The organism is Mesorhizobium kowhaii, assembly GCF_042431665.1.
Taxonomy (GTDB): domain Bacteria; phylum Pseudomonadota; class Alphaproteobacteria; order Rhizobiales; family Rhizobiaceae; genus Mesorhizobium; species Mesorhizobium kowhaii.
This window is the reverse complement of sequence record NZ_JBHLYT010000005.1, coordinates 1-16,270: the sequence shown is the minus strand read 5'-3', so window position 1 is coordinate 16,270 and position 16,270 is coordinate 1. Positions and strand designations below refer to the sequence as shown.

General features: G+C 62.9%; 12 protein-coding genes and 1 pseudogene. 8 read left to right on the top strand and 5 right to left on the bottom strand.

What is annotated here, in order from left to right:
* Nucleotides 1-96 precede the first annotated feature (96 nt).
* Together rhaI and ggt are read left to right on the top strand one after the other, a co-directional pair.
* A complete protein-coding gene (gene rhaI, locus ACFFNA_RS03660) occupies nt 97-1,389 on the top strand; it encodes an L-rhamnose catabolism isomerase (RefSeq protein WP_378915684.1) in 1,293 nt (430 codons plus the stop codon).
* Nucleotides 1,390-1,480: 91 nt separating this feature from the next.
* A complete protein-coding gene (gene ggt / locus ACFFNA_RS03655) occupies nt 1,481-3,220 on the top strand; it encodes a gamma-glutamyltransferase (RefSeq protein WP_378915682.1) in 1,740 nt (579 codons plus the stop codon).
* Nucleotides 3,221-3,243: 23 nt separating this feature from the next.
* On the opposite strand, the gene ACFFNA_RS03650 is transcribed toward ggt, so the two are convergent.
* Entirely contained in the window at nt 3,244-3,591 is a 348-nt protein-coding gene (locus ACFFNA_RS03650; RefSeq protein ID WP_167458483.1) for a hypothetical protein, read from the bottom strand.
* A gap of 341 nt (nt 3,592-3,932) precedes the next feature.
* Complete coding sequence (locus ACFFNA_RS03645; RefSeq protein ID WP_378915680.1) at nt 3,933-6,077, bottom strand: TonB-dependent siderophore receptor; 2,145 nt, start codon at nt 6,075-6,077, stop codon at nt 3,933-3,935.
* Nucleotides 6,078-6,308: 231 nt separating this feature from the next.
* Between ACFFNA_RS03645 and ACFFNA_RS03640 the strand changes: the two genes are divergently transcribed.
* The 3 genes and pseudogenes from ACFFNA_RS03640 to ACFFNA_RS03630 all read left to right on the top strand — a co-directional run bounded on the left by ACFFNA_RS03640 (nt 6,309) and on the right by ACFFNA_RS03630 (nt 10,179).
* The gene (locus tag ACFFNA_RS03640) at nt 6,309-7,232 is read left to right on the top strand and encodes an ABC transporter substrate-binding protein (protein ID WP_378915678.1); all 924 of its coding nucleotides are present in this window, start codon (nt 6,309-6,311) and stop codon (nt 7,230-7,232) included.
* Nucleotides 7,225-9,270: pseudogene (fhuB, locus tag ACFFNA_RS03635) on the top strand (Fe(3+)-hydroxamate ABC transporter permease FhuB). Before ACFFNA_RS03640 ends, fhuB begins: the two are co-directional and overlap by 8 nt.
* Before the next feature lie 24 nt (nt 9,271-9,294).
* Nucleotides 9,295-10,179 (top strand): alpha/beta hydrolase, encoded by an 885-nt coding sequence (locus ACFFNA_RS03630; RefSeq protein WP_378915676.1) that lies wholly within the window; start codon nt 9,295-9,297, stop codon nt 10,177-10,179.
* A 45-nt stretch (nt 10,180-10,224) separates the two neighbouring features.
* Here ACFFNA_RS03630 and ACFFNA_RS03625 read toward each other — a convergent pair whose 3' ends face one another.
* A complete protein-coding gene (locus ACFFNA_RS03625; RefSeq protein ID WP_111544582.1) occupies nt 10,225-10,656 on the bottom strand; it encodes a hypothetical protein in 432 nt (143 codons plus the stop codon).
* 187 nt (nt 10,657-10,843) lie between these two features.
* On the bottom strand, nt 10,844-12,256 hold the full coding sequence (locus ACFFNA_RS03620) for a transcriptional regulator (RefSeq protein ID WP_378915674.1): 1,413 nt from the start codon (nt 12,254-12,256) through the stop codon (nt 10,844-10,846).
* A gap of 318 nt (nt 12,257-12,574) precedes the next feature.
* On the opposite strand from ACFFNA_RS03620, the gene ACFFNA_RS03615 reads away from it, so the two are divergent.
* Nucleotides 12,575-13,276 (top strand): alpha/beta fold hydrolase, encoded by a 702-nt coding sequence (locus ACFFNA_RS03615; protein WP_378915672.1) that lies wholly within the window; start codon nt 12,575-12,577, stop codon nt 13,274-13,276.
* Nucleotides 13,277-13,597: 321 nt separating this feature from the next.
* Nucleotides 13,598-13,744: a hypothetical protein gene (locus ACFFNA_RS03610; protein WP_378915671.1), complete on the top strand. Its 147-nt coding sequence runs from the start codon at nt 13,598-13,600 to the stop codon at nt 13,742-13,744.
* 1,839 nt (nt 13,745-15,583) lie between these two features.
* On the opposite strand, the gene ACFFNA_RS03605 is transcribed toward ACFFNA_RS03610, so the two are convergent.
* Nucleotides 15,584-15,886 carry a hypothetical protein gene (locus ACFFNA_RS03605; RefSeq protein ID WP_378915670.1) on the bottom strand — a complete coding sequence of 101 codons (303 nt, stop codon included), beginning with the start codon at nt 15,884-15,886 and terminating at the stop codon, nt 15,584-15,586.
* 77 nt (nt 15,887-15,963) lie between these two features.
* On the opposite strand from ACFFNA_RS03605, the gene ACFFNA_RS03600 reads away from it, so the two are divergent.
* The gene (locus ACFFNA_RS03600; protein ID WP_378915669.1) at nt 15,964-16,191 is read left to right on the top strand and encodes a hypothetical protein; all 228 of its coding nucleotides are present in this window, start codon (nt 15,964-15,966) and stop codon (nt 16,189-16,191) included.
* Nucleotides 16,192-16,270: the final 79 nt, after the last annotated feature.

Here is a 16,270-nt window from a genome sequence, read left to right as displayed (position 1 = left end):
GGAGCGCTTCCCTTCTCCCCGTGTCTATACGGGGAGAAGGTGCCGGCAGGCGGATGAGGGGCAGCGCCGGCCGAACGCATTTGGGAGGAAACAATAGTGTCCGAATCCATCATCTCCGCCGACCTCGTCGACAAGGACAATGCCGCGCGCAGGGCCAATCTCGAGCGTGACTACACCTCGCTCGGTGAGCGCCTCGACCGTCGCGGCATCGCCATCGACGTCATCCGCGACAAGGTCGAAAAATTCGCCGTGGCGATCCCGTCCTGGGGCGTCGGCACCGGTGGCACGCGCTTTGCCCGCTTTCCCGGCGCGGGCGAGCCGCGCGACATTTTCGACAAGATCGAGGACTGCGCCGTCATCAAGCAACTGACGCAGGCGACGCCGACCGTGTCCCTGCACATTCCGTGGGACAAGGCCGACCCGAACCGGCTGAAACAGGCGGCCTCGCGCTTCGGCCTCGGCTTCGACGCCATGAATTCCAACACCTTCTCCGATGCCAAGGACCAGACGCTTTCCTATAAATTCGGCTCGCTGTCGCATGCCGATGCCGGCACGCGCCGGCAAGCGGTTGAGCACAATCTCGAATGCATCGAGATCGGCAAGACGCTGGGCTCGAAAGCGCTGACGGTGTGGATCGGCGACGGTTCGAACTTCCCCGGCCAGGTCAATTTCGCGAGAGCCTTCGAGCGCTATCTCGACGCGATGAAAGAGGTCTATGCCGGACTGCCGGACGGCTGGAAGCTGTTCACCGAGCACAAGATGTACGAACCGGCCTTCTACTCCACCGTCGTGCAGGACTGGGGCACCAACTACATGATCGCCAAGGAATTGGGCGACAAGGCGTTCTGCCTGGTCGACCTTGGCCACCATGCGCCCAACGTCAACATCGAGATGATCGTCTCGCGGCTGATCCAGTTCAAGAAACTCGGTGGCTTCCATTTCAATGATTCGAAATATGGCGATGACGACCTCGATGCCGGTTCGATCGATCCCTACCGGCTGTTCCTGGTCTTCAACGAACTGGTCGATGCCGAGCTTTCGGGCGCCGAGGGTTTCGATCCAGCCCATATGCTCGACCAGAGCCACAACGTCACCGATCCGATCGAAAGCCTGATGCTGTCGGCGGTCGAGGTACAGCGCGCCTATGCACAAGCGTTGTTGGTCGATCGCAAGGCGCTGGAAGGCTACCAGGACAGCAATGACGCGCTGATGGCGACGCAGACGCTGAAAGCCGCCTATCGAACCGATGTCGAGCCGATCCTCGCCATGGCGCGGTTGAGGACGGGCGGCGCCATCGATCCGGTTGCCGCCTACCGGGCAGCCGGGTACCGCACCAAGGTGGCGGCGGAACGTCCCGTGGTCGCCGGCGGCTCGGGCGGCATTGTCTGACATCTGAATTGATCTGCCTGGTCCACCATTGATGGTGGACTCGGCGGCCCTGACGGGTTCTTCTGGGCGTCCCCCCGCCCGGAGAACCGCCATGCCTCTGAACCGCCGGACATTGATCGCCGCCAGTCTTTCCATCACCTTCGTACTGGCCCCGTTGACGAGCGCCTTCGCCGCTTCACCCGCGCCAGCCAAGGGCGAGCATGGCATGGTGGTGACAGCCCAGCATCTGGCGTCGGAAGTCGGCGTCGAGGTCCTGAAGAAGGGCGGCAATGCGGTCGATGCGGCAGTCGCCGTCGGCTATGCGCTCGCCGTCGTCTACCCCAATGCCGGCAATATCGGCGGCGGCGGCTTCATGACCATCCGCTTCAAGGACGGCAAATCGACCTTCCTCGACTTTCGCGAGCGGGCGCCGCTTGCGGCGACCAAGACGATGTATCTCGACAAGGACGGCAACCCGGTGAAGGGCGCCAGCCTCAACGGCTACCTTGCGGTCGGCGTGCCGGGCTCAGTGGCTGGTTTAGAGATGGCCCGCGAAAAATATGGCAAATTGTCCAGACAGGATCTGATGGCGCCGGCAATCGGCTATGCCAAGGACGGATTCATCCTCAATCAGGGCGACGCCGCCTCTTTTGCTGGCAGTGCCGACAGGTTGGCAAAGGATCCCGCGGCTGCCGCCATTTTCCTGAAACCCGATGGCAAGCCTTATGGCATCGGCGAGCGCCTGATCCAGCCTGACCTTGCCGCCTCGCTCGCCGCCATTTCCGAGAAAGGCCCTGATGCGTTCTACAAAGGCGCCATTGCCGATGCCATCGTCAAGGCGAGCGGCGCCAAGGGCGGCATCCTGGCCAAGCCGGACTTCGAGCAATATGCGGTTCGCGAACTCAAGCCGGTGACCTGCACCTATCGCGGCTACGAGATCACATCCTCGCCGCCGCCGAGCTCCGGCGGCGTCATCATCTGCGAAATCCTCAACGTGCTGGAAGGTTATCCGTTGTCTTACCTCGGCGCCGGTTCCGCCGAGACGATCCATGTCATGGTCGAGGCGATGCGCTACGCCTATGTCGATCGCAATTCGGCGCTCGGCGACCCCGATTTCGTCGAAAACCCGGTCTCGAAACTGCTGGACAAGGCCTATGCCAAGGACATCCGCGACAAGATCGATCCGTTCCGGGCCGGCGTGTCGCAGGACCTGATGCCGAAGGGCTTTGGCGAGAGCAAGGAGACGACGCATTATTCGATCATCGACAATGACGGCAATGCGGTCGCCGTTACCTATACGCTGAACGGCTCGTTCGGCGCCGGCGTCGTCGCCGACGGCACCGGCATCCTGCTCAACAACGAGATGGACGATTTCACCCAGAAACCCGGCGTGCCCAACCTCTATGGTCTGGTCCAGGGCGAAGCCAACGCCATCCAGCCGAAGAAGACGCCACTGTCGTCGATGAGCCCGACCGTCGTGGCCAAGGACGGCAAGCCGTTCATGGTCATCGGCAGCCCGGGCGGTTCGCGCATCATCACCATCACGCTGGAAGCCATCGTCAACGTCGTCGACCATGGCATGAACATCCAGGAGGCGATCGACGCGCCGCGCATCCACCACCAATGGCTGCCAGACACGGTTTACATCGAGCCGTTCGGTCTGTCGCCGGACACTGAGAAACTGCTGGCCGGCATGGGTTATCACCTCGATCTCAGTGATTCGACCTGGGGCCAGGCGGCGGGCATCCTGGTTGGCGGCAAGAGCCTGGCGGAAATCGAGAAGGGCGGCGGCGCCCGCTACAATGGCGCTATCGACAGCCGTGCCGCATCGGGCGAAGCGCTCGGATATTGATGTCCTAATTCACAGCCAGACCGTCACGAAATCAGCGTGACGGTGGACGCTATCAGCATCAACGCGGCGATGCCGACAAACAGCGCGTAAATGCGCGGCCGGTCGAGCAGCAGCGCGTTTCCCGATATCCAGGCCGATGTGGCGCCGCCAAGTGCAAAAAGGAACCCATTGCGGTGCCCGAAGGTCATCGATGCAGCCATCAGCCCGCCAATGATCAGCGCGCCGAACACGATGATCACCGCAACCGCATATTTCTCGAAGTCGTTGCCGCTTCCCATGCTTGGACCTATCGCATTCAACGTCGGCAGATCGTCCGGATCGAAGGGACTCGTCGACCCATATTCGTCTTGACCGGCAGGCTCTCGCATCATTCGTTCTCCGTATAGCGGCAACAAATCATCAAGCCTCGCCGAGCGCAACCCGATCGCACTGCGCTCGATGCATTCGGCACGGTCTTCACCATCTTCCGACGGCGGCTTGCCGCTTGCTTTTGATTCGTGCCCCAGGCGACCGTGGACCGGCCCATTATGGACTGAATTCGTGGAGGAAAGATGATGCCGGGTTTGGATTCGACTGCGCGAGCCGCGATTCTGGGCGGCGTCATGTCGCAGCGGGCGTGACGGGTGGAATCGCCTTGCAGCCGGCGCCGATAAGCACCGGGCCGTGCCTGACTGGCCCAGATCGCCACAACCTGGGCAATTGGGCAGCGTGATTAGAACTTCATGCTGAGGCTGCCCTTGATGACGCGGCCTTCGCCATAGATGCAGCTGAGGTCGGACTTGCTGCCGCTCTCATAGCAAGTCGAGTAGTAGGTCTTGTCGAACAGGTTGGAGACATTGAGCGCCGCCTGCCAGCCGTTCTTCTTGTAGCGCAGTGCCGCGTCGACCAGCGTGTGGCCGGGCACGTTGACTGTGTTCGTGTTGTCGCCAAAGCTTGCGCCGATGTAACGCACGCCGGCGCCGAAGCTCAAGCCCTCGAGCACGCCGCTGCCAACTTCATAGTTGGCCCACAGCGATGCCTGGTGTTCCGGCACCCTGGCAGGGCGGTTGCCGGCGTCGTCGCCCTTCGCTATCTCCGCATCGAGATAGGTGTAGGCCGCTGTCGTGCTCAGGCCGAAAGCGAGATCGGCATTGGCCTCGATCTCGAGGCCGCGATGGCGGACTTCTCCAGTCTGCACCTGGCCAAGCGGATTGCTCGGATCGGTCGTCAGCACATTGGTCTTGCGCAGGTCGAACAGCGAGGCGGTGAGGTATCCGGGGAAGAAGGTCGGCTCGTACTTCACGCCGACTTCGTACTGCTTTCCCTTGGAGGGCCGGAACGGCACATTGGACAATGTCTGGCCGATATTGGTGGTGAAGGATTCGGCATAGCTGGCATAGGGCGTCAAGCCATTGTCGAAGAGATAGCCGATGCCGACATTGCCGGTGAAGGCATGGTCCTTCTGATCGTAGCTGCCCGTACCAATCCGGTCCTGATTGGTGTTGTCGATCCAGGCCTGCCGGCCGCCGAGGGTCAGAACCCAGTGGTCGGCGATCTTGGACTGGTTTTGTGCATAAAGACCGATCTGGCCGATCGTCTGCACGCGATCGGCAATGATGAGGCCCGGCGGCGTGACCGGGATCGAGTAGTCCGGGTTCAGCGTGTCCAGCGGCGGACCCTCCCCGTAGCCGTTCTGCCCGTCGACCGACTGCCTGTTGTAATCGAGACCGAACAGCAGCTTGTTTTCGACCGCGCCGAAGCTCGCCTTGTATTCGGCCTGGTTGTCGACATTGAAAAGCGTTGCCGTCTCGTCCACGGTGAACAGCGTGCGCGACATCGTATGGTCGTTGATCATGTCTGGGCCGCCAAGCCATTCGCCATAATAGAGCTGCCGGTAGTCGGTTTCCTGCTGCGAGTAGCGCAGGTTCTGCCGCACCGTCCAATGGTCGTCGAACTCATGGCTGAACTGGTAGCCGATCGACCCATGGTTGGCATCGAAGCGGTCGAAGTCGGGCGAGCCGGTGAAGAAATTACGCGGCAGATTGCCGTATTCCGCTGGCAGGAACTGAATCGGGGTCAGCCTGTCCCATTGGTAGTTGGCCAGGATGGTCAGCGAGGTCTGCGCATCCGGCTGCCACTTGAGCGCCGGCGCGACGAAGATGCGGTCGTTGCGGGAATAGTCGGTTTCGATCTCGCCGTTGCGAACCAGACCGGTCAGCCGGTAGGACCATATGCCGGCATCGTCGATCGGGCCGCCGACATCGAGCCCGGCCTCGACCGTGTTGAAGCTGCCATAGCTGAGGAAGCCGTCATAGATCGGCTTATCCGTCGGCCGCTTGGTGATGGCATTGACCATGCCGCCGGCCTCGTTCTCGCCGTAGAGCACCGAGGACGGTCCCTTCAGCACCTCGATTCGCTCCAGCCCATAGGGTTCGATCTTGAAGCCGGAGAAATCGATCACCTTCTGCGGCAGGCCGTCGCGATAGATCGCCGACGTGCAGAGGTCGAAGCCACGGATCAGGCATTGGTCGAAGCGGTCGTCGATACCCCATGGCGAAGTCGTGACGCCGGCAAGATAGGATAGGCTGTCCTCGAGCTGCCCCGGCTGACGGTCGTCGAGTTGTTTGCGAGTGATGACCGACACCGACTGCGGAATTTCCTTCAGCGGCGTGTCGGTCTTCGAGCCGGTGGTGGTATTCTTGGCGATATAGCCGTCATCCGGGCCGACCGGGCTGCCGGTCTGCCCCTCGACATTGATCGGGCTTAGCTCGGTCGTGGCGTCCTGCGCAAGGGCCTGCGCGCAAAGCAGGGTCGAGAGCGATGCGACCACAAGGCCCTGGGCCCGGCTTCGCCGACGCGCCGCACGATATGCACTCAACCCCATCTCGACACCCCTCACTGCCTGCGATGCGCACAGCGGCGTTCCGGCCGCGCACCAAATTCAAATTGTTGAGTCATTTAATCATCTTCAATGTTGACTATTAAAGTCATGTTTCATAGTCAACCGGCCATCGGCTGCCGACAGCCAGATTTTTGGAATCGTGTTGTTCTGGAGAAAGACCGTGCCTGACATCCACGCCCAGACGGCTTTCCGCACAGGCACTGTGCGATGATGGCGGCCCTCGAATCTCACAGGGCTGACCGTCTCCGCAGCCGGATCACCCGGCGCGGCGCGCTGCGGCTTTTCGTTCTGCCCTTCACCGCAATTGCATCGCCATCTGCCGCGGCCAGGCCGCTGCGCATCGTCTGCCTGGATGACGGGCTGGCCGAAACCATGCTCATGCTCGGCGTCAGCCCGGTCGCCATTGCCGGTCGTGACGTCTGGGAGACCTGGGTGGTCGAGCCGCCGCTGCCGCCCGAGATCGCCGATGTCGGCACGCTGCTCGAGCCCAATCTCGAATTGCTGCAGCAGCTTGCCCCCGACATCATCCTGGCCATGCCGTATCTCGACGGTATCAAGCCACTGCTCGAACGCGTTGCGCCGGTGACGACGATCGGGCTCTATACCGAAGCCGGGCAGCCCTATCGGCGCGCCGTCGAGGCGACGCGCCAGCTCGCCAGGCTTGTCGGCAAGGAAAGCGAAGGCGAAGCGCTGATCGCGGCGACGGATGCGTATCTTTCGGAAGTTCGCCAGCAGCTGGCGCCGCTTTCGGCGCGGCCGATCTATGTCGTCAGCTTCATGGACCCGCGCAATGTGCGCGTCTACGGCAGGAAAAGCCTGTTCCAGGAGGTGTTCGACCGCATCGGGCTGAGCAACGCCTGGACCGGCGAGACCAACTATTGGGGGTTTTCGACCGTCGGCATCGACGGCCTGGCGACATCCAGCGACGCCCGCCTTGCCTATCTGGAGCCTTTGCCCGACGGCGCCGGCGGCACGCCGACCGAAAGCCCGGTCTGGAACGCCATGCCTTTCGTCCGCAACCGCTCGATCATGCGTCTTCCCGCCGTGCTGATGTTCGGCGCGCTTCCGTCCGCGACACGCTTCGCACGCGTCCTGGCCAAGGCGATGATCGAGGAAGCCGCCCGTGGCTGAGGACGGGGCGATCGTGGCATCGGAACGCAAGCTTGCCGGCTGGGTCTTGCCGCGTAGCCTTTTCGGCAATTACCCGCTCGGCGCGATTCTGCTCTGCGTAGTGCTCGCCGCCGCGGCAGTGGCGGCGACCGTCTCCAATCTCAATGTGCAATTGCCGGCGGCGCTTTGGCTCCAATCGCTCACTGCCCCCGACACCGAGGACATGCGGCAGGTGCTGGTCCACTACGCCTTCCTGCCCAGGCTTGCGGTCAGCCTTCTGTGCGGCGGCGCACTCGGACTTGCCGGAACCGTCCTGCAACAGGTTCTGCGCAATCCGCTAGCCTCGCCCGAAACGGTCGGCGTCTCGGCCGGCGCCTATCTGGCGCTGGCGCTGGCGACGCTTCTTTCGCCTTCCTTGCTCGCCTTCGGCCGCGAATGGGTAGCGCTGGCCGGCGCTTTCCTCGCCCTTGCCGCCGTCTTTGCTCTGTCCTGGCACAAGGGCCTGTCGCCGCTTTCGATCGTACTGGCGGGGTTGGTCGTCAGCCTCTATGCCGGCGCCATCGGCGCGGCGCTTATCGTGCTTCGGCATGAATGGCTGGCCAGCCTGTTCATCTGGGGTGCGGGCTCACTCGGCCAGCAGGACTGGTCGACGACGCTGTGGCTGTTGCCGCGCATCGGCACTGCTGCGCTGGCGATCTTGCTCATGGTGCGGCCGCTGACCTTGCTTGGCCTCGACGATGAAGGCGCGCGCAGTCTTGGCGTGCCGCTCGGCGCCTATCGCTTCGCCGGGCTGGCGGCGGCCGTCGCACTGATCGCCTTCGTCGTTGCCGCTGTCGGCGTCATCGGCTTTGTCGGCCTGGCCGCCGCGACCCTGGCGCGCATCGGCGGCGCACGCCGGCTGGGCCAGCAACTGGTGATGGCGCCGCTCATCGGCGGTGCATTGCTGTGGGCCGCCGATTAGGGCGTGCAGATCGCCACCGGACCGCAAGGCGATCTGCTGCCGACCGGAGCCATCACCGCGCTCCTCGGCGCGCCGCTGCTGCTTTGGCTATTGCCCCGCCTTGCCCTTGGTTCTGAAGCCCCGGCCTTGACGGCCGAGCGTCTGCCACGCGCAAGCCGGCCCGGCCTTGTGCTCGCGGCAGTCGGCCTGGCTCTGCTTTTGTTACTGGGCCTGGCCTTGCTCTATGGGCCGGGACCGCATGGCTGGACCTTCGCTCTCGCCGATGAGCTACAGCCGCTGCTGTCGTGGCGGTGGCCGCGCGTGCTTGCCGCGCTGAGTGCCGGCGCGATGCTGGCGCTTGCCGGGCTGATGATGCAGCGGCTGACCGGCAATCCGATGGCAAGCCCCGAAGTGCTAGGCATCAGCGCTGGTGCCGCGCTCGGCATGATGGTGGCGTTGTTCTCCATCTCCGATGCAGGCCGTCCGCTGCAGACCGCGGCGGCAACCATCGGTGCCTTCGCCGCTCTTCTGGTGACGCTGGCCATCGGCCGCCGTGCCGCCTATGCGCCCGAACGGCTGCTGCTCGCCGGGGTGGCTTTGACGGCTTTGTTCGACGCGCTGATCCTGGTGCTCACCGCCACTGGCGATCCGCGCGCCATGCTGCTGCTCAACTGGCTCACCGGCTCGACCTATGGCGTCGATGTGGGCGCTGCCTTGATGACGGGCGGTATCGCCGTCTGCCTCTTCGCGTTTGCGCCCCTCTTCATGCGCTGGCTCGACATCCTGCCGCTCGGCTCCGCCGCCGTTCAAGGCCTTGGCATCAACGTGAAGAGGACGCGGCTTCTCGTGCTGCTGATGGTCGCCGCGCTCACCGCCGCCTCGACGCTGATCGTCGGTCCGCTGACCTTCATCGGCCTGATGGCGCCGCATCTTGCCCGCCGCCTTGGCCTTTCCCGCGCGCTGCCGCAAGCCGCCGGCGCGGTGCTCGCCGGCGCGCTGATCATGGTCGCCGCCGACTGGATCGGCCGCATCGCCATCTTCCCGCGCCAGATCCCGGCCGGTCTCGTTGCCACGCTGATCGGCGGCCCGGTGCTGATGTGGCTGCTGCGCCGCCGCTGACTTTTTGTCCCTGTGGAGATATCCATGTCCAAGTCGATGGCGACGCCAGCCTTTATGGTCGACACCACGGTCCGTGATTTCATGCCGGCGCATGGCGGTGCCCCCTGGCGGATTTTCCTGCACGTGCCGGCAAAGCCGGCGCCGCAAGCCGGCTGGCCGGTCCTCTACATGACCGACGGCAATGCCGTCATCGGCACGGCGGTCGACGCGGCGCGCGCGCAGGCGAGCTATCCCGCCGGCACCAATGTCTGCGAAGGCGTCATCGTTGCCATCGGCTATCCCGTCGAGGGGGCCCATGATCCGCTGCGCCGCTCATGGGATCTCGGCCCGCCGCCGGGCAAGACCTATCCGCCCTTTTATGATGGCACCCCTGATGTCAGGACGGGCGGGGCAGGGGAATTCCTTGCCTTCATCGAGGATGAGCTGAAGCCCTGGGTGGCGAGCCGCGCCAGGATCGATGAAAGCCGCCAGGCGCTGTATGGCCATTCCTTCGGTGGCCTGTTCGCTCTCTATGCCCTTTTCACCCGCCCGCTCTCGTTCCGGACCTGGATCGCGGCCAGCCCCGCCATCTATTGGGAAGACCGCGCCATCGACCGCTTTCTCGAAGCCTTCGAGGCGGCCAATCCCGAACTGACGGTTGACGTGATCCTGTCGGCTGGCGAGTACGAGACCGAGAAGCTGGCGCCGTTCCAGATTGGTGCCGAGGACGAAGAAAAGCGGCTGCAGCAGAAGAAGGTGACACGCACCGACGAATTCGCGCGGGCAATGGCGGAGCGTCTCCACGCCGTCCCGGGCGTGCGCGCGAGCTTCGAGCTGCATGCCGGCGAGAACCACATGTCGATCCTGCCGGTCACTGTCAATCGCGCGGTGCAGGCGGCGTTTGCGGTGCGGAGGGCGGACGCCACCTAGCCACCCGCCCCCTGAGTAGTGGCGCCTGTAGCATTCCGAGATTTCTTATGCAGGCGGCAGCTCGAACAGGGTGGCACCGTTCTCCTGGCCGCGCTGGACATAGCCGATGACTCCAAACCATCTTGCGACATCCGGCCCCTGAAGCCAGCTGCGCGAGTGGATGGGGAGGTTGCCGGCGAGCGCCTGGATGTGCCTGATATGCCGCTTGCAGAAGCGGACGGTCGTGGCACGGAAGAAGTCCTCCTGCGCGGCAAACAGCGTATCGGCAGCGTCGCTATTTTCATGCCAGGCGATGATCGCCACGGTCTTGTCGCCTTCGACAAGCGCATGCGCACGGCCTTCTTTCAAGTTCATCATCAGATTGTCGTACGCGCTCTTGCTGTCCTTGCCCGCGGCGACGTATTCGTCCGACATTCGCTTGGACAGACCGCGAAAGACATCCTCGAGATCCCCGAGCGTTGCTGCGCGTGCTCTCATTTCTCCTCCTAGCGCCCCGGTAGGCAGTTTGCCCTAAGGTTGGGGGATCACCAAGCAAATCAAATCCGCAGGCAGCCCAATGAGCGCAAAGTTGTTTCGCCGGGTGAACGAACGGCCCGCGGTCTCATGGGGCCAGCTGCTTGCGCAGGGAGCGTTCGCCCCGCCAGTTGGCATGCGCCCTTGTCGGCTATTCCGGTAAGCCGGCCATCCGCATGGCGTCGGTGACGTCATCGATGATATCGGGTGCAAGTCCCACGGCGGCGGACCAGCGGCCGATGGTGAAATGCGGGTCGAGCGACAAGAGCCGCGTGGCCGCCGCTTTTGCCTCGTCGAGCCGCCCGAGCCTGGCGAGCGGCGCCGCCAGCCATCCGTGCAGGATGCTGAACCCGGGATTCAGTTCAACCGCCCGCCGGCCGGCCATGACGGCTTGCTCGTGCCGGCCGGACAGGAAGTTGCCGAAGCCGATGATGCCTTGCGGCACACAGCTCATGGCGTCGAGGGGGCTAAGCCGCATCGCCTGCTCGCACCAGTCGATCGCCCGCGCCACGTCGCCACCATAGGCCACCGGCACGCAGCCGAAGACATAGACGAAGGCGCAGGATGCGCTGAGCGCCAGAGCCTGGGCAAATGCCTCGTCGGCCAGCCTGCGGTCATGCTCCACCAAGCCGATGGTGAAACCGGCCAGAGCGAGCGCCATCGCATCGCCCGAGCCATGCTCGATCGCCGCATGGGCATGACGGATCGATTTTTCCTGGTTCTCCGGCTTCATGCCACCGCGCACAAACAGCGTCTGATGGCCCCAGGCGGCAAAGCCGTGGGCAAGCGCATAGGTCGGCTCGATGGCGAGCGCCTGGTCGAGCAGCGGCAGACCCTTGGCGGCACCTTGCGGCATGAAGGTGTAGACATCCGGCAGCGCGCGCAGCAGCAGATCATAGGCGTCGAGACTGTCGGGACGATCGCGCCGCACGCGTTCGATCTCGGCCCGGCGCAGATTTGGCTCTATTGCCGCGACCACGCTGACGGTGATCTCGTCCTGTAGTGCGAACACGTCGGTCAGTTCGCGGTCGTAGCGTTCGGCCCAAAGATGGCTGCCGTCCTCCGCGTCGATGAGCTGGCCGGTAATGCGGACGCGGCTTCCCACCTTGCGCACGCTGCCTTCCAGCACGTAGCGCACGCCGAGCTCGTGGCCGACCTGCTTCACGTCCACCGCGCGGCCCTTGTAGGTGAAGCTGGAATTGCGCGCGATGACGAACAGCCAGCGGATACGCGACAGGCCGGTGATGATGTCCTCGACCATGCCGTCGGCGAAATAATCCTGCTCCGGATCGCCGCTCAGGTTCACGAAGGGCAGCACCGCGATGGACGGACGGGCGGGAATACCCAGGGCAGGCTTCGGTTTTTCCACCGGTGCCGTCGCCTCGGCCTCCTCGCGCACAGTGCCGACGAAGCGAAGGCCCCTGCGCAGGATGGTGCGGATGAGCCGCTGCTCCTCGCCGCTGTCTTGGAGTGCATTGCGGGCGGCGTTGATGCGGCTGGCGAGCGTGGCGTCGGAAACGATGCGCCCCTGCCAGACCGCATCGACCAGATCGTCCTTGCTCACCACCCGCTCGCGATTGCGGATCAGATTGCAAGAGGTCGAACACCTGCGGCTCGACGGAGATCAGGTCGTTGCCGCGACGCAGTTCCCGCCGATCGCCATCCAGAGCAAAATTCTCAAAAAGATACGGCAAACTGCTTGCTCCAGATCGTGCGGCGAAGAGGACACGACACTGTAGCCGCGTCGTGGACGCAAAATCAAAGCGATCTCAAGGTAAAATCAAGGGAACCTGAAAGCCGCCTGAAAGCGCGCCGCTCAGCCCTGCCGCATAGTTCTCCTGCAACAAACGCCCAACCAACGATTTGAAACAGGAGAACTCAAATGTCGAACACTGCAGCAAAGTCCGTCGTCCTCGTGCATGGCGGCTTCGTCGATGGCTCCGGCTGGGACGGGGTCTACCAGATCCTCAAGAAGGACGGCTATGACGTGACCATTGTCCAGAACCCGACGACCTCGCTTGCCGACGATGTCGCCGTCACCAAGCGCGCCATCGCCGCCGCTCCCGGCAACGTCATCCTGGTCGGCCACTCCTATGGCGGCGTCGTGGTGTCGGAAGCCGGCACCGATCCCAAGGTGGCGGCTGTCGTCTATATCGCGGCCTTCGCGCCGGATGCCGGCGAATCGGTCTCGACCCTGATCGCCAACCCGCCGCCCGGAGCGTCGGTGCCGCCGATCCTGCCGCCGGTCGACGGCTTCCTGATGCTCGACAAGGACAAGTTCGCCGCCTCGTTCGCCGCCGATGTCCGTCCCTCGCTCGCCTCCTTCATGGCGGACTCGCAGGTGCCGTGGGGTGTCGCGGCGCTCGAAGGCAAGGTCACCGCTCCGGCCTGGAAGGTGAAGTCAAGCTGGTACCTTGTCGCCTCCGACGACAAGATGATCCCGCCGCCGGCGCAGCGCCATATGGCGGCCCGCGCCCAGGCGACGGTCGTTGAAGTGCCCGGCAGCCACGCAGTCTACGTCTCCAACCCCGGAGCCGTCGCCAAGCTCATCGAACAGGCGGCCACCAGCGTCGTCAAGAACTGAACCCGCATCAATCTCAATGGACGGCCTGGGCGCTTGGCGGCGCCCAGGCCTTTTTGCTCTGCGCAGGACCGTTCCAATTCGCTGATGGCAGGTGAAGATTTAGCTTCCTTTGTCACGCCCTATGTTGGGGGCACTCCCCAGTCGCCAAATAGCACCCGTGTTGGATATTTCAGCCAGCGGTTTCATCAGCTTATAGGACGGGAACGCGTCAACTGCCTCGCTACCCGCCACCAGGTAAATCGGACAAGTCGCGCATAGCGCAGCAATTGCTCTTTGTTCACGGTCAAGGACGTCCTCGCTTTCTATCGCGCGGATGACATGATGGCCGGAATAGTAGACGAACACCATATCACCGTAGGGCTCTATGCCCGCCAACTCAGGTCGGCGCCGATCGTGTTCAAGCCGGCTGACCGTGGCAAGATGCGGAAGGCCAAGCTCAACGAAATCGAGAAGCGGGCGGCGGCATAGGCTCCAGCAAAGCCACAGGCGGGCGCCAGAACGCGCCAGACGCTTCGGCGGTGTAGGACGGCAAAGAACGCGCACCAGATAGCGCTACCCGGCACCCGGCGGCTTAGGCCAGGGGCCGTGGCCCTCCGAAGCAGGACGTGGCGCGGAATTTGCGACGGCATCATCATATCAGGGAGAGGAGTCAAAGATGATGCGTCAAGATGGAACAACAGCGCGAAAATCACCAACACGGCGCGTGCCAGAATGGCGCCTCAACAAGAGAACGTTTGAGGTTCCGTACCTCATGAAGCTCGGCAACATTAGCCGCCAGGAAGCGCTGGCTTTGATCGCTAGGCATAGTGGGGACAGAGACGAAATCACTGCTGAGCTGTTCTCGCGGAGAGGTCGATCACATTAGCTTTCAAAACACGGGCGTGGTGGATGATCGAAAGCGGTCCTAAGATTGTCTGCAATTCATGCAGAGTGCCCCTTAGCAGCATCAGTGGGCCGCAAGGGTCCGACCTCTTGTCTTGCCCCAATTGTCGAGTTTCCGACACATACGACAACGTCATGCTTGAACTTGGCCAGCGCACTGCTGACGCACTTTCGCGCGCGATGTACCGACCTGTTCCCTCGAGGATCTATCGTTTCGCCCTTCTCTTTTCAGCAGGGGGACACCCCAAGCCGACAAGGTCGCCCCTAGGGATGAGCACGACTAGTGACGAGGACCACCGTATGCGAATGCGGGTCAGGCGGAAGAAGGATGGCCCCTCCCGTGCCTAGTCGAGGCAAGCGGCGATGCCAGCCGGCTTGCCGGCGCCATCAAGATCAGGAATATAATCCTCCCGTTGCGGCGAACCCCTTCAACGGAGATCGCCATAAATGGCTAGAACCAAACTTCACAAACAGCTTTCACAGGCTGAAATCGACCGCTTTCTGGTAGAGGCGGAGCGGCTTCATAAGAGCATCGTCCAGCCGCTTCTATCGCCTAGCAGCGAGCATTACCGGGCTCTGCAGCGTACGCATGAGCGCTGTTGAAGACGGTCAAAGAAATCACCGGCAAGGATGCGCCGTTCATTCAATGGAACGGGACGGGACTGGTGCGGCCTACGGCTGGGTAGCGATCAAGGCCGCGATGACCAATCAATCGCGTCCGCTTCCACAAACAGATAAATGCCGGCCAAGATAAGGACGGCCAGCACAATCCAAAGCGTGATTTTCAGTCTGTTCATAGGCGGGTAGGTAGTCAGTCACCGCCCGAGCCGCAACTCAAATGGCCGTATATGCGGCAGGCCTCTACGGCTGGGTAGAGCGCCTGAGGGGCGCCCTGACCGGAATATCTCGTTCCCAGCCACCCGAAGATCCCAGGGCTCAGGACTAGGCGGCCCGGCATCTCTGCACCGGCGGGGTGGCCAGCAGAGCGCCGGGCCTGACCGACGCGGGGGGTGGGCGTAGGCGGGCGCGCCAGCTAGCGAATATATACGCTTCTGCTAATATAAAGGCATTTATCAATATGTACGAAGGAAGCAGCAAAAGGTGGGGCGCAAGCCGGAAACGTTCTAAACGTAAGGCCAAAGCGATGGCGAAGGAGTTCGACGAAGCGGGCCTTTAGGGCCGCCAAACCAAGGACTTCAGTCTTAATTGCGTGATTGCTAATGTAATATAGACTTATCAACCAGCGGGGGTTTTCTCGCGATGGCCGGTGCTCGCTTACAACCCCTCATCGCCTACACCGGCCATTTCTTCGCGAGGCTATTAGCGGCCCAGCGGCCAAGGGCGGGTGGGCTTGGGTTTGACCACCGGGCCTGACCGGCGCAGGGTTGGGGTGCGCCGGCTGGGCGAATTATACGCCGTTCTCGCTTAGTCGACCATGTCTCGCAGCGGCTTCTTGCGGGTCGGCGGCCGGTATTTCTCCACCAGCCGAAGCTTGTCGATGGTGACCGTCACCAGCGGTCCCAAGGCGATCGTCACGGTCTCGTCATCGATGCGCGTGACCTCGCCGGTCAACTCTATCTGCTGGCCGCGTTTGACCTTGGACGAGTCGCGGATCGCGTGCGGGAAATCGTAGGACGGAATCGAGACGCTAACGGTGTCTTCATCGACCCGCCGTCGCACCGTGGCCATGACCGCCACCAGGTCTCCAATGCCAATTCCCCGCACCATGCGGCAGATTCTGGAGCGCGAGGAGCGTTAGTCAAGCGCTTGCTAATATTCGTCCGGAGGCGCAAAGTTTCTGAAACATGAAGCTCTTTTTGATCGCGCTTGCCGTCGCTCATAGCTGGTATACCGGCTACCACGATCCGGTCACCGGCTATGAATGCTGCGACGACAAGAAGGATTGTCGGGTCATCAGCCCTCGATATGTCGAGCCGCTGCCGGGCGGCGGTTTCAATATCCGCACGGGGTCCAAGACCCGATATTTCATCCCCAGGAACCGCGTAATAGTGTTGATTGCCACTGAGAACTGACCCGGCAACCCAGGATATTTCCACCGAGAATTGACCCATGTTTGAACCTTGCCCTGCGTGTTTTCAGCGGGGGCTACGG